Origin of the sequence: Paenibacillus tengchongensis (assembly GCF_008973665.1) — a bacterium.
Taxonomy (GTDB): domain Bacteria; phylum Bacillota; class Bacilli; order Paenibacillales; family Paenibacillaceae; genus Paenibacillus_AQ; species Paenibacillus_AQ tengchongensis.
Genome location: NZ_WACP01000013.1, coordinates 20,290 through 34,290, shown reverse-complemented (window position 1 = coordinate 34,290; position 14,001 = coordinate 20,290). Strand labels below are relative to the sequence as shown.

General features: G+C 55.5%; 12 protein-coding genes. 3 read left to right on the top strand and 9 right to left on the bottom strand.

What is annotated here, in order from left to right; genetic code table 11:
• Window position 1: 1 nt before the first annotated feature.
• Window positions 2-619, bottom strand: coding sequence for a DUF47 domain-containing protein (locus F1381_RS20455; RefSeq protein ID WP_151736705.1), 618 nt, complete (start codon window positions 617-619; stop codon window positions 2-4).
• 30 nt (window positions 620-649) lie between these two features.
• On the opposite strand from F1381_RS20455, the gene F1381_RS28600 reads away from it, so the two are divergent.
• Window positions 650-790 (top strand): hypothetical protein, encoded by a 141-nt coding sequence (locus F1381_RS28600; protein WP_222850465.1) that lies wholly within the window; start codon window positions 650-652, stop codon window positions 788-790.
• Window positions 791-825: 35 nt separating this feature from the next.
• Here the strand turns inward: F1381_RS28600 and F1381_RS20450 are convergent, their stop codons facing one another.
• The 4 genes from F1381_RS20450 to F1381_RS20435 all read right to left on the bottom strand — a co-directional run bounded on the left by F1381_RS20450 (window position 826) and on the right by F1381_RS20435 (window position 4,463).
• Complete coding sequence (locus F1381_RS20450) at window positions 826-1,929, bottom strand: DUF3048 domain-containing protein (protein WP_151736851.1); 1,104 nt, start codon at window positions 1,927-1,929, stop codon at window positions 826-828.
• A gap of 458 nt (window positions 1,930-2,387) precedes the next feature.
• Window positions 2,388-3,164: a DODA-type extradiol aromatic ring-opening family dioxygenase gene (locus F1381_RS20445; RefSeq protein WP_151736704.1), complete on the bottom strand. Its 777-nt coding sequence runs from the start codon at window positions 3,162-3,164 to the stop codon at window positions 2,388-2,390.
• Between the two features lie 85 nt (window positions 3,165-3,249).
• Window positions 3,250-4,083: an alpha/beta hydrolase family protein gene (locus F1381_RS20440; protein WP_151736703.1), complete on the bottom strand. Its 834-nt coding sequence runs from the start codon at window positions 4,081-4,083 to the stop codon at window positions 3,250-3,252.
• A gap of 188 nt (window positions 4,084-4,271) precedes the next feature.
• Window positions 4,272-4,463: a hypothetical protein gene (locus F1381_RS20435; RefSeq protein WP_151736702.1), complete on the bottom strand. Its 192-nt coding sequence runs from the start codon at window positions 4,461-4,463 to the stop codon at window positions 4,272-4,274.
• A 210-nt stretch (window positions 4,464-4,673) separates the two neighbouring features.
• Between F1381_RS20435 and F1381_RS20430 the strand changes: the two genes are divergently transcribed.
• Window positions 4,674-5,321, top strand: a complete 648-nt coding sequence (locus tag F1381_RS20430; RefSeq protein WP_187355473.1) for a DUF1129 family protein — start codon at window positions 4,674-4,676, stop codon at window positions 5,319-5,321.
• A gap of 41 nt (window positions 5,322-5,362) precedes the next feature.
• Entirely contained in the window at window positions 5,363-6,292 is a 930-nt protein-coding gene (locus tag F1381_RS20425; protein WP_151736700.1) for a hypothetical protein, read from the top strand.
• A 68-nt stretch (window positions 6,293-6,360) separates the two neighbouring features.
• Here F1381_RS20425 and ilvA read toward each other — a convergent pair whose 3' ends face one another.
• The 4 genes from ilvA to purD all read right to left on the bottom strand — a co-directional run bounded on the left by ilvA (window position 6,361) and on the right by purD (window position 13,991).
• On the bottom strand, window positions 6,361-7,623 hold the full coding sequence (gene ilvA / locus F1381_RS20420; protein ID WP_151736699.1) for a threonine ammonia-lyase IlvA: 1,263 nt from the start codon (window positions 7,621-7,623) through the stop codon (window positions 6,361-6,363).
• A 1,049-nt stretch (window positions 7,624-8,672) separates the two neighbouring features.
• Complete coding sequence (locus F1381_RS20415) at window positions 8,673-10,847, bottom strand: methyl-accepting chemotaxis protein (RefSeq protein WP_151736698.1); 2,175 nt, start codon at window positions 10,845-10,847, stop codon at window positions 8,673-8,675.
• Window positions 10,848-11,181: 334 nt separating this feature from the next.
• On the bottom strand, window positions 11,182-12,492 hold the full coding sequence (locus tag F1381_RS20410) for an SEC-C metal-binding domain-containing protein (RefSeq protein WP_151736697.1): 1,311 nt from the start codon (window positions 12,490-12,492) through the stop codon (window positions 11,182-11,184).
• A 233-nt stretch (window positions 12,493-12,725) separates the two neighbouring features.
• Window positions 12,726-13,991 carry a phosphoribosylamine--glycine ligase gene (purD, locus tag F1381_RS20405; RefSeq protein ID WP_151736696.1) on the bottom strand — a complete coding sequence of 422 codons (1,266 nt, stop codon included), beginning with the start codon at window positions 13,989-13,991 and terminating at the stop codon, window positions 12,726-12,728.
• Between the last annotated feature and the right edge of the window lie 10 nt (window positions 13,992-14,001).

Genomic DNA, 14,001 nt, shown 5'->3' with positions numbered 1-14,001 from the left:
CTTATGAGTTGCGCATAATGATCGATTCCAGCATGTTGGCCACGTCTTCACATTTGTCCGTGGTCGTCTCAAGCCGTTCGTACAGTTCCTTACGCTTAATCAGCTCGATCGGGTCGGTTACGGTTTCGAACAGGTGCTTGGTGCAGATACGCAGCACTTCGTCTCCCTGGTTCTCCAGGTCGTTCAGACGGATCGTGTACTCGCGGATCGCCAGCAGCTTCTTCTGCGAGAGCAGATGCACGGCTTTTTGAATCTCATAGGCCGATTGGCGCAGAATTTCGGCGAACTGGGCGATGTACTCGTCCGATTCATGCAGGTTGTACATATAGAAACGGGAGGCGGAGGCTTCCAGACCGTCGATGACATCATCCATGCTGGTGATCAGATCCATAATGTCGTCGCGTTCGAGCGGAGTGATGAACGTCTTGTTCAGCTCCTTGATGACGGTATGCGTGAAGGTGTCGCATTGGGATTCGTATTTCTTCATCGTTGCGGCAAATTCTTCAACATTATTGCCAAGGGTCGTGATATTTTGCGCAAAATAATCCGCCGCCTGGACAATGGTATCGGCCATGTTCTCGAGCGTCTCGAAGAAAATGTCCTTTTTTTTCAACTTCATGAGTGTAAAACCCCTTTTCATAAAATTGCCGTGAAAGAAGAAGCCATCCATCATGATCATGTAAGAAGAATGAAAATGAATGACAACCCTTGTTATCTTATCACAACCGTCAGAGGGATAGAAGTAAAAAGAGCAACTTTTTTACCCGATATTAACATTTCCCGCGAATAGCGAAAATATTTCTCTGATTCGCCATTTTTGTCGCATCAGGTCGAACTCGCCGGCAGGGTCACTTCGACATGGCTTGCGAACGACGGGCTGACCGGAACAATCAGAATATGTGTCACACCCGGATACATTTGCGCCTCTGTCCCGTCTGCCTTGACGAAGCGGATCATGTCGCCGGGCTGCCGCGACCAGCGGCCTTCTATTTTATTACCCCGCTGGAACAGCATAGCCTCACCGCCCAGCTCGACATCGATCGACAGCCTGCCGACATCGTCGAGCACCTTGTGCTCCGTCCCCAGCACCATCACGTTCGCCGCTTCCACCGGATTGCCGTTGTTCAGATCCAGATGCGGCTTGGCGTTGACCGAGCGGGCGTAGGTACGCTTTCCTTCATCGTATGTATAACCGACCGTGTAGCTCTGGAGCAGGAACTGGACGCCGAACGCTGCCGCCGGCTCGCCCTCCAGCGGAATATAGTCCGGATCGGCAAAATTGAACTGCGGAACCTCCGTGCTGTCCGCATAGCCCAGCTTGTCCGCCCCCTCGCGCAGCTTGGCGTCGTTGCTGTACAGATTATGCGGGGCCTTGCGCTCCTTGTCCCGCCAGAAATACGCGCCGGCGTTGCCGATCTCGTCCAGGTCGTCCTTGCGCTGGCTCTGCAGAATCGCATAGGCGGCCGGACTGCCGCCGGCATGCACCGTAACCGCCCCGAAGCTCTCGCCGAGGTCGATCAGATAGGGGCGGATGCTGCGGATCGGGCCGATCTTGACCACGCCGGACTGGCTCTGGAAGATGCCGATCAGCCGGGTGATGCCGCCTTCGGCCAGCACCTCATAGAGCACATCCGCCTCGCTGACCCCGGACTGCGGCCGCGCGGCAGGCGCGTTGTTGATCATGACGGCGAGCGGGCGGGGCAGTGCGCCCTGAACCGGCAGGCCGGTCAGGCCACTGACGGGGCCGAGCGCCGGATCGGCGGTCGCCGCAGGCGTCGCTTCGGGAGCAGGCTCCGCGGATGCGGCGGGCGGCACCGACGCTGGCGCCAGCACCGGAGCGGCATTGTCGCCGCCGCTGCAGGCGCTCAGCAGCACGGCGGTAAGTACAAGCCCGGTAAGCAGCCGGGAATGGTGACGGTTCATGGACATCATGGTATTCCTCCTATTGTTAGGGTAAAGGGTGTATCCTACTGAGGGAATCTGCATGGTGCTATGAGTGTTTTTGTGAATATGCGTAGTCAATGCAGACTGTAATATCTTACTGTTGGATGCGTGCTGTGACTGTACACTGTCAATGCGTACGCGTGTGAATATATGTGCTGTAAATTGTGCATTTCAATAAGTGTATTTAATGCAATGATTCCACCTATCACGTTCAGCCGCCACGTTTAGCCATCATGCTTCAGGCATTCAGGCATTCATAGCATGGTTAAGCAGCATATCCGACAGCTTTGCATTGAGGATTCATCGCATGAGGCTACGCCCTGCTTCTTCCATTTAATCACAGAACGCAAGCCTTTGTCGTGGCCTGTTTATTCCCCGCACAATAAAACAGGGTACAGCCTTATTATCGGCTGTACCCTGCGTTTCACGTATGAGCGATTAGATTAGTATACCATCCAGCAGTTCAGACTCAGCGTCCCGTACTGGTATGCCTGAATCATGCGCTGCGCCCGCCGGCCTTCATCGGCCGTGCCCATCACATAGAATAGCGGGACAAAATGTTCTCTTCCATAGGAAGGGACCGCCTCACGCGCATGCGGCGCTTTCTTCTGATAGGCGAATAGCGAGGGCAAATCCCACGCCTCCAGGCCGGCGGCAATCCAGGCGTCGAAGTCGATCGCCCACTGCTCCGGCTGATCGTCCTGGCGCAAGAGCCGCAGATTGTGCACCAGACCGCCGCTGCTGATAATCAGGATGCCTTCTTCACGCAGCGGAGCCAGCATGCGTCCGATCTCGTATTGCTCTGCGGGAGAGCGCAGAGAATCAACAGATAAGGCCACCACCGGGATATCGGCGTCAGGGAACATTTTCTTCAGAATGACCCACACGCCATGATCGAGTCCCCGGCCAAGCACAGGCTGATGGGGAAGGTTGTTGCTCTTGAACAGTTCGGAGATACGCGCACTGAGCGCGGGGTCGCCCGGGGCCGGATAGGTCAGCGAGTAAATCTCGTCCGGAAATCCATAGAAATCATGCAACGTCTCATGCTGTCCATCCACGGTAACCAGCTGCTCGGGACTGTCCCAGTGCGCCGAGAAGACCACAATACCGCGGAGCGCTCCCAAATCAGACCCCAGCCGCTCCAGGAAACGGGTATATTCGTTATCCTCAAGAGCCAGGAGAGGGGAGCCGTGCGCAATAAAAAATGCCGGTAATTTCATCGGGTGCCAACCTCCATAACCCAGTTTATGGTCTGCCTCTTTATTTTAACCTTTATGCCGGGTTATTGCGAGTGCGGACAACCGCTTAAATCATCCAGTTCTGCCATTCCTGCTGCAGATGCTCCTGCTGGTTCATCCACTCTCTGGTCCGTTTCAGCACCTGCTCCTGCGCCGGGCCCGAAGAGAAGGTATGATCCGCCTGGAAGATGATTTCCTTGTCGCAGCGGCCTTCCGGCCGTGTCCAGAACAGCTTCTGGTACAGGAAGGCATAATCCACCGGAATGATCTCGTCCGAGGTTCCGTGTACCACCAGCACATCGCCGGCAAATTTGCCGGCCTCCTGGAAGGGCTGGAAGGCGGCCAGGGAGTTGAAGTAGACGGGCGTGAAATTATATCCGGCGTAATCGGCCGAGCCGCTCGTAACCGAGCGGTCATAGACGTCGCGGCCGACGATCTTGACGATGTCGTTGAACGGATAGCCTACCGCTGCCCACAGCACCAGATTCTTCACCCGGCGGTCGCGGACAGCGGTCAGCAGCGCCACCGCTCCGCCGAGACTGTGCCCGATCAGCGTAACCCGCTGGGGATCAACATCTGCGGAGCCAAGGCCGTAATCGAGCACCGCACGGGTCTGGGCAATCATGGACTCGATGCCCTCACTGCCGTAATCTCCGCTGCTCTCGCCGCAGCCCGCATAATCGAAGCGGACCACCATATAGCCGTCTTGGGCCAGCTCGCGGGCCGCTTTAACGAAGATACGGTCCACGCCGATGCGGCTGCCGACAAAGCCGTGGCAGATCACCGCAAGGGGCACCCGGTCTTTGCAGCGCCCGGTGCCGCCGCTCTTGTCCTTGCACGGATAATGTATGCTCGCCGTTAATTCTTCCCCGTTATGCCGGATGATAATATTCCGCTCCATTGCCTTATCCTCCCCAGGATATCATTAAATACCATTTTCAATAATTCCGATTAAATTAGTATGCTTTATAACTTTATTATATATCCTGCCGTCCGAATGTCAACCTGGACCAGCCTTTCCGGCCTCCTAGACAGAAAGAAAAGGGCCTTCCTTTCTCGTCTGAGGAAGAAGGCCCCAAATGCCGGCACTCAATCGTAGCTGTTATGAAACATATCGTGGGTTTCTTGTCTGCCTTCCCAACCCTCTAAGCCGTTCTCGGCATCCACTGCGGCATCCCAAAGGCTGAAGCCGTCGGAATTCCCCCAGTCTACCACTTCACCGGCCGCTTCGGAGCCGATTGTCCCATACTTCGGCGCTCCCTGCTTTTGCCCTTCTGCCATGACGTTTCCCGCCTTTCTTCAAGCTGGTATTCGGGTGTAATCCATCCCCTTATCAGTGTTCACTCTTCCATAGGGATTATTCACTAAAGAACCGGCAGAGGGCAGGGATGTCCTTGCACTATGCGCCCGGGCAAACGTATACTTTAGGATAGAGGCAGGCCGATCAACAGCATTTGGAGGTAAATATCCAACATTATGAAAGTTAAAGATATGATTAAGCAAAATAATCTGCTGCGCGAGCAGCTGACGCCTTCTAACCGCTCTTATGTGGAAGATATGATTCTCAGCCTGCGGGATAGCCGCCTGGACCGGGTACGGACGGAGGAATTGCTGCTGGAAGCGACCGAACTGATGCTGAAGGAGCAGAGCAAGGGCCGGAACGCCAAGCAGGTATTCGGAGAGCATCCCGAGGAGTATTTCAAGGAGACTGTTGCCGGTGCTCCGGCACGGCGCGTCCGCAGTAAGCTGAACTTCTACCTGATGGTTCCGGTGGCGGCGCTAAGCTGCATGTTCGCCGTACTGGGAATCTGCGGACTCCTTCTGGAATGGGCCGGCAGCTCCTCTGATATGTTCAGCCGGGTCAGCGTCTTCTCGCTGATTGCGGTCGGCGGCGGCTCCATCGTCCTCATCCAGCTTTTGCTGAAATGGCTGGGCTCTTTGTCCGAGGGTGACACCCCGGTCCGCAAGGGCTTTGACCTGAAGGGGCTCGCCGTCTATATTGCAATTGCCGTTGCCGTCATTTTTGCCGGCGCTTTTCTCGACAGCCTGTTTCCTGTCATCACGGTTTCGCCCTGGGTCAGTCTGGTGCTGGGTCTGGCCGGCGGAATCAGCCTGAAATTCATTTTTCTCAGATCCTAAGCAGCCAATTTTCTGGTCTCGATAAGAACGGGAGGTCCATCATGAAGAAGCACCGCCTATTATACGCCGCAATGGTCATAGCGCTCGGGCTGCCAGCCGGAATAGCCGCACCGGCTCCGGTGCATGGCGCCGGTCTTCCGGCCGGGACAAGCACGGCGGCGGACAACAGCCACGCTACAGCCGTCTACAAGGCGGCACTGCCGCTGCTGGCTGATTCCGCCAAGCTGCCCCAAGCCATCCGTTACCTTAACGCCAACATGTATGCCGTCACCAGCTACCAGGCGACCCTGCTGTCACTGAAGCTGGAGAATCTGCACACAGCAGCGCTGCCTGCCTGGGAGTCGCGCTTCGCCGCCAAGGCCGTCCAGCGGGAACTGGAGTCCGTATACAAGGCTGGAAGCAGCATGGCAGAGCTTGCCGCCGGCACCAAGAACGCAGCCGTACGCGCGCTGCTCAGCAGCGCCGGCGAGCACGGGTATAAGCTGGAAACAGCGGAAGGCACTTATTTTCCAGTCATCGACTATGCGGCTTACCGCAAATACAAGGCATATGTTATGGACGATATCCGCGATTATATTACGATCATGTCGACCGAATCCGACCTACCTGCCTCCAGGGACAACGGACTTGTTATCGCCTGGAGTGAGGTTGCCGCAAGAGCCTTGTCCAGCGAGCAGTTTGTCCGGAGCTATCCGAAGTCTAACCGTGCGGGGGCCGTTAAGGCGCTGTACAACGCCTATGAGTCCAATACTTTTTACGGCCAGAATAATTCCCCGCTGTTTCATTACGTGAACGGGGAGATGGACCTGGAGGCCCAAAAGGCTTACAGCGGCCTGCTGGCCAAGAACGGCAAAGAGAACAGCCCTTTCCTGCAGAAGCTGGACGGTTTCATGAAGCTGCTAAAGGAGAACGGCTATAAGCTGGATGACAGCATAGAAGCCTACCGGAAAGAGCACGCGCCTCTCTCGTAGACGGTCAAATGCCCGCCCCCTTATACGGGGCGGGCATTTGTGTTGAATGGAGCTATTTTATAGGCTTATTAAATCAGCATGTTAAACAAATTGAGGTCCTTGTTGATCTCTGTGTAGTCAACGCCCTTCTGCTGCATACGTTCGATCAGCGGCAGGTAGTCTTCCTTATGCAGCAGCTCAATGCCGACCAGCGCCGGGCCGTTCTCTTTGTCATTCTTCTTCGTGTATTCGAAACGGGTGATATCGTCGTCAGGACCGAGCACTTCGGCCAGGAACTCACGCAAGGCACCGGCACGCTGCGGGAAATTGACCAGGAAGTAATGCTTCAGGCCTTCATAGACCAGCGACCGTTCCTTGATCTCCTGCATCCGGTCAATATCGTTGTTGCCCCCGCTGACAATGCAGACCACGGTCTTGCCGCGGATCTGATCCTTGTACTGCTCCAGCGCCGCGATCGGCAGCGATCCGGCCGGCTCGACGACAATTGCGTTCTCGTTGTACATCTCCAGAATCGTCGTGCAGGCTTTGCCTTCCGGCACCTTCACTACATCGTCCAGGTGCCGTGCACATATATCGTAGGTCAATCCGCCGACACGCTTCACGGCAGCTCCATCCACAAACTTGTCGATCTCCTTCAGCGTCACCACCTGGCCGAGCTGAATCGCCTCGCTCATGGAGGCAGCGCCCAGCGGCTCCACGCCGATGACCCTGGTTGCCGGGCTCACCGTCTTCACATACGTAGCGACCCCCGCCGCCAGTCCGCCGCCGCCGATGGTCACGAATATAAAGTCCGCCGGCTTGTCCAGGCTCTCCATTACCTCCATCGCAATCGTACCGTTGCCAGCGATGATGCGCGGCTCGTCGAACGGATGAATCAGCGTCATGCCGTGGTCGATGCAGGCCTGCAGCGCCTCGTCATAGGCGTCGTCGAACGTATCGCCCTTCAGAATCACCTCGACGAATTCTCCGCCGAAGCGGCGCACCTGCTTCACCTTTTGATTCGGGGTGGTGCTCGGCATGTAGACCTTGCCTTTGATGCCCAGCGTCTTGCAGGAATAGGCCACGCCTTGGGCATGGTTGCCCGCGCTGGCGCAGACAATGCCCTTCGCCCGGTCTTCCTCGGATAAGCTGCGGATCATATTATAAGCGCCGCGGATCTTGAAGGAGCGGACAATCTGCAGGTCCTCGCGTTTCAAATATACGCTGCAGCCGTATTTGGCCGACAGCACCGCATCCAGCTGGAGCGGGGTGCGGACAATCACCTCGCGCAGCACATGATGCGCGCGTACGATATCTTCCATTCCTACGATCCGGTCTTCGCCTTCTCTCATGATTTCTTCGCCTCACTGTCCCTATCTAATCACTTCTGCTTCTAGTAACATACTCTTCCGGGGCGATTTTATCAAGCTTTGTCCTTCTCATGTACTAGTTCGATTTTCGGATTTTTCGTATACATTTGGCCCCATTTACCCTCGCAGCAGCACATTGTATTCGATTTTTCGTATATATTTGGCTCAGTAACCCACGTAGCAGCACATTGTATTCGATTTTTCGCATATATTTGGCTCAGCACCCCACGGAGCAGCACATTGTATTCGATTTTTCGCATATATTTGGCTCAGCACCCCACGGAGCAGCACATTGTATTCGATTTTTCGCATATATTGGGCTCAGCACCCCACGGAGCAGCACATTGTATTCGATTTTTCGCATATATTTGGCTCAGTAACCCTCGTAGCAGCACATTGTATTCGATTTTTCGCATATATTTGGCGGTAACCCACGCAGCAGCACATTGTATTCGATTTTTTGCATATATTTGGCGCAGTAATGTAGCTTCAAGAAGTTTGTGTAAGAGCGTAAAAGTATTCTTCCGGGACATCGGTTAGTTGGTTTTCTTGGTGGGAGAGACCTCCCCCACCAAGAGTTATCCAGCTGGCTGTGTGAGATATCGTTCTTCAAACATCTTGTTTGACTTTACCTTCACATCCTTGTCTCCAAAGCCAGGCAAACCGTCAACGACACCAAGCAGCACTTCCTGTGCTCCACGGTCGAGGTCTCTAAGCACCGGTGAAATGAAGTGGCGATTTTCCAATTAGTTAGAGCTAAGCTGACTGTCAAACATTCTACTGCACTGGCGGCAATCCTTAAGTCCGGGGAGGAGCAGCGGTTAGTTATCCATACCCTTACTGGGATCACTATCCGGCCCCATACAGAAAAAACACATGTTTATCCTATAACATCTAAATAACCCCATTAAGTGGGGCTGTGCATGAAGCCGGTTCAGGTACTTTGCGGGGACCCCGGTATTATTTTCTATACGCTCAAACAAACGGCCCGGGCGGCAGACGCCGCCCGGACCGCAGGCCAAGCAAAGGATTTATGCCTTGAACCGCGAGACCGCCTGCTGCAGCTGCGCCGAGCTGGCCTTAATCTCCTCCATCTCGGCAACGACACCGCCGGATTTGGCGATAATGCTCTCGACTTGGGCGGCAATAAAGCCCGCCCCTTCCGCTCCTTCGTTCGCGGCACTGCTCGTCTCGCTGATGGCCGTCAGCATGCTTTGGATCGATGCCAGCAGCTGCTCCGAAGCCCTGCTGAAGTCCGTCACCAGCTCGTCGACATACTTCGCGTCCTCGCTATACTGCTCCCCGGTCCGCTGCATGGCGTCATAATCCGGCCGAACCTGGCCGTCAATAAAGCGCAGGATGCCCTCGGCGCCCTCCACCAGTCCGCTCACCGCCGCGACGACGGCGGCAGTAACCTCCTGGATCTCCGCGGCGGTCTCGCGCGAGCTGTCGGCCAGCTTGCGGATCTCTTCGGCCACAACGGCGAAGCCGCGGCCCGCCTCTCCGGCTCTAGCCGCTTCAATTGAAGCGTTCAGCGACAGCAGATTGGTCTGGGCGGCAATCTCCAGAATCGCGCCGGTGAGCGCCTGAATCTGCGCAATCGATGCCGACTGGGAGATGGCGCTGCGCAGCCTCTCTTCGCTGCGGCCGTACAGCTCATCGGCCTGCTGCCGCGAGAAGACCGCAGCCTCCTTCAGCCGCCCGGCCCGTTCATTGATCTGGCGGGCCGCCCCGGCGCCCTCCTGGGCCCTGCGGGCGACGCCCTGGATCGCATGCTCAAATTCGGTGGTACCGGCGTTCATTTCCTCCATTGAGGCCGCCGTCTGCTGCATACCGGCCGACAGCTCCTCCGTAATGGCCGAAATGTCGGCAATGTTGCCGTCAAGCTGCGCCAGATTGGCTTCCGTATTGCTTACCGCTCCCGAAATGCGCCCCGAGCTCTGCTTAATGTCACGGATCAGACTCTGCTGCGTGGCAATCATCTCATTGAAGCCCTGCGCCAGGAGGCCCATCTCTCCTTTGGCCTTCACCTGCGCCCGCACCGACAAGTCACCGGCCATAGCTCCCCGGAAGGCCGCCGTCAATACCGGAACCGGCTTCAGAATATTTCCGGAGACGAAATACAGAAGCGCAGACAGCAGCACTACGGAAATCACTATGGACAACAAGAAGATCAGCTCAAACTTCTGTAATTCCTTCTCCGCATCCTTGGCGGGCACAATCAGCGCTACGGACCACTGGTTATTAACCGCTGGAGCATAAGACACATAGCTGGAAGTCCCGTCAATGCCGGTCTGGTATACCTTTTCGCCCCATTGTGTCATTTTGCCGCCAAGCGCCTTCCAGTCTTCGCCAAGATCATCCATCGTCTGCAGCAGAATGTTGTCCGGATTCGGATGGTAAATGAATGTCCCCTTCTTGTCGATCAGAATCGCAAAGCCGCTGCCGTTATAATGAAAAGAACTCAGCGCCTCCGTGATCTGCTCCGTAGAGATATCTGCACTCGCCACCCCAAGAAGACTGCCGGAGTCATCCAGAATCGGCGTGCTTACGCTGACCACCATTTTGCCTGTACCGGCATCAATATAAGGATCGGTTATCGTGAGTCGCTTATTCCGGGCCGTACCCGCGTACCAGCCGCGCTCCTTCAGCTTGAAATCAGCCGGCGGCTCGAATTCGTCCTGGGTAATCAGCTTGCCTGTGCTTTCCAGTCCCACATACACATTCAGCAGATTCTTATTGCTGTCCTTCATGAGATTAAGCGTCCGGATCAGTTCACTGTACCCCTCGGTCGACCGGGCCGCATCGGCGGTTTCCACCCGCCCGATATAATCGCGCACATACGCATTTGCGTTCAGCAGCTCCACACTGTCAATGGCCGGCTGCAGCAGCTCGCGGACCGTCGCGTTAATCTCGCCCTTCTCATAGGATAGGGAACGGTTGAGGTCCTCCACAATAATCTGCTTCGCATTGTTGTAAATGACTGCGGCTACAATGACAAAAATTACGACCACCGACAATACCACCGACAAAAAAAGCCTGCCGCGGATGCCCATGCTGCTATACTTTGAGCGCAATGACCGCCATACCCCGGCCCGTGCCTTCTCTTGCTGTCCCCCACCGGAGATTGGCGCCGATCCCGCCGCCGGGTGCTTAGGCGAACCGCCCTGCTCCATATCCCCTGTTTTCTGCTGTTTACTTGCCACCCTAACTCCCGCCTTCAAATTCAAATATCGCCAGCACGGCCCTCTGGTCCGAGAGCCTCACCTGATTTCGACTTATTTCTGCAAAATATCGCTTTAACCCTTTAGCGTTTTACATCGAGCTGTGAAAATACTGTGACCGTGTCAGGTATTTTCAGCAATTCCTGCAACTAAGCAAACCTTTTCCTATGAAAAGTCTGCTTCTGCCCCCTTTTTCGGCTTGAATACTAAATATTTGCGGACTCTATGTAAGGTTATATGTGAACATAAAAGAGATCACAGCATCATCTGCTGTGATCTCTACAACTGTCTCTATGTCTTACTTGCACTCCATATTTTACTGCTTCAGCATCCATTTCAGCAATTCGGGAACGCTGGCCCAAAGGCGCGAATGCGTAATCACATACTCAACGGCTTCGTTAGGGTCGCCTGTGCCGATGAAATCGGGCAGGTTGTTCGGGAGACGCTTCACGCCGAGCAGATAGTCTGGGACGTGCTTGTTGACGCCGCGTGCCACGCGGAAGAGCATTTTGAGCTGGGTGGTCAGGCCATTCTTCTTGTACTCCAGAATCATCCGGTCGTAGGCGAACGTTGCCGCTGCATCCTCCTTGTACTTCTTCAGCAGCTTGTCTGCCGCACTCAGCTTGTTGCTGTATAAATACACCGCCGCCAACATATAGCGCGCACCCGTGTTATCGTCAGGATTGTACTCGAGAATATGCTCCAGCATCTTCGCCGCTTCATCCATATCCCCGCCGAACCAGCAGGAATCGGCATAGCTTTTGCATACGCGGATATAAGGCCGCGTCTCGCTCATCAGCCAGAAATGTCCTTTGTTCTCGGAAAAATATAGCTCTCCAAGCTCACGCTGCCCGGCGGTGATCCCTTCCTTCAGGTAAGCTCGGGCTTCCTGCTCGCTGTCGGCTTCTTCCGCCAGCACCAGGTAAGCGTCCGGATGGTCCGGGTAGAGGCTGAGCGCCGTCTTGGCCAATTGGACCCTCCGCTTCGGTGCGGCCTCTGCCGCCATATACAGCAGCTCCTGCGCCTTCTGCTGCGGAGATAGATCCGTCCGCTTCACAAGCGCAATTTCATCGGCTTCGCCGCCGAGACCGTATTCTTCCACATAATTCAGCATTTCTTTCACTTTGCGGGAAATCGTCGCCGCCGTCACTTCATATTTGTCGGCCAATTCGGTCTGCGACAACATGAAGCCGTAAGTTTCAGACAGTATATATTCGATCGCCGCGCAGAACGAGCCTGTCTTCTTCACCGCAGGCTTGCTCTGCCGGGAATAGCCGTTCCACAGCACGAGCCCTTCATAAATCAGCTCACGGTCATATTGGTCGCGCATGCGCTCGATAAGTTCCATAGCCAGCTGCTCATGGGCGGGATGCTCCCAGTCCATTTCCTTGGTAACCATCTTCTTCAGCGTAGGCAGGGTAAGCTTGCGATCTGGACGAAGGACAGGCTCCGCAGGAGCGGGACGCATGCCGGAATCTTCTGCCGCAATATTGAAGGCTGCCGCATCTTCCGTTGTTACGAGCCGCAGTATCGATTCAACCGCCGAGGATTCTTTGTCAAGGCAGCATCTTTTATATTTTTTCCCGCTTCCGCATGGGCACAAGTCATTTCTTCCAACCTTACTCAACAATAATTCCCCCTTAAATCTCTGGCTAGCCATCCGCGTAAGCGTATCGCTACTTTGGTACTATACAACATGAGAATGAATTTAAAAAGGTCTCCCTTGAAAGGAAGACCTTTATCTGTATATATCCGAACTTTTTCCCCCGTACGAGTTGTATTATAGCACTTCTGTTATCGCTTGTCAGTCCTTTTTGGGACCAATAGCGTAAAAAAATGCAAGAATACAGTCCTTTTTGCTCAGATTAAGGCTTTCATGGCGATATCGCTGCGGTTCTGTTTTCCTGCAAAAGTAATGGTCTCCGCCTGCCGGTATGCCGCCTGCCGCGCTTCGGCAATGTTCGCACCTCTGCCGACGACTCCAAGCACGCGTCCTCCGCTGGTAACATAGCTCCCGTCCGCTCCGCGCGCTGTCCCGGCATGGAACACCAGCGCTTCGCCGTTCTCCTCCAGCCCCGAGATGGGAACGCCCGTCGGATATGCTCCGGGATAGCCTCCGGAGGCTAATACGACACATACAGCGGCTTCGTCGCTCCACTCGATATCGGCCCGGTCCAGCCGGCCTTCGGTGACAGCCAGGAAAATCTCCAGCAAATCGCTCTTCAGCCGCGGCAGCACGACCTGCGTCTCCGGATCGCCGAAGCGGGCGTTGAACTCAATGGTCTTCGGCTTGCCGTCCGGCGAGATCATCAGACCGGCGAACAATACGCCGCGGAACGGCCGCCCTTCGGCCACCATCGCTTTGGCGGTCGGCTCAATGATCGTCACCACCGCTTCGCGGATGATGGAGTCCGCAATATGCGGCAGCGGCGAATAGGTGCCCATCCCGCCGGTATTTGGCCCCTTATCGCCATCGAAGACCGGCTTATGGTCCTGCGCCGCCGCCATTGGCCGCACCGTCTCACCGTCGACAAAAGCAAGAATCGACATTTCCTGGCCGGCCAGGAACTCCTCGATAACCACCTGCGCTCCGGCTTCGCCGAACACTCTGGTTACCATGATGTCACGCAGCGCCTGCTCTGCTTCCTCCCGGCTATACGCAACGGTTACACCTTTGCCTGCAGCCAGCCCGTCCGCCTTGATGACGATCGGCACAGACTGGGCCTGCAAGTAAGCCAGGGCGGTGTCATAGTCGCTGAACTTCTCATATGCGGCTGTAGGGATATTGTATTTATGCAGCAGATCCTTCATAAACGTCTTGCTGCCCTCGATCTCCGCCGCATTCTTACGCGGTCCGAACACCTTCAGCCCTTCGGCCTCCAGCACATCGACGATACCTGCAGCCAGCGGATCATCAGGTCCGATAACCACCAGGCCTATTTCACGTTCTTTGGCAAAAGCGGCCAGCTTATCGAACTCAAACACGCCGATCGGCACGCATTCCGCCAGCTGCGCAATCCCGGCATTGCCGGGTGCGCAGTAGATTTTACCAGCTTTGGGGCTGCGGGAGAGGCTCCAGATGATCGCATGCTCCCGGCCGCCGCCGCCTACTACTAGAATATCCATCTGTTGGCAG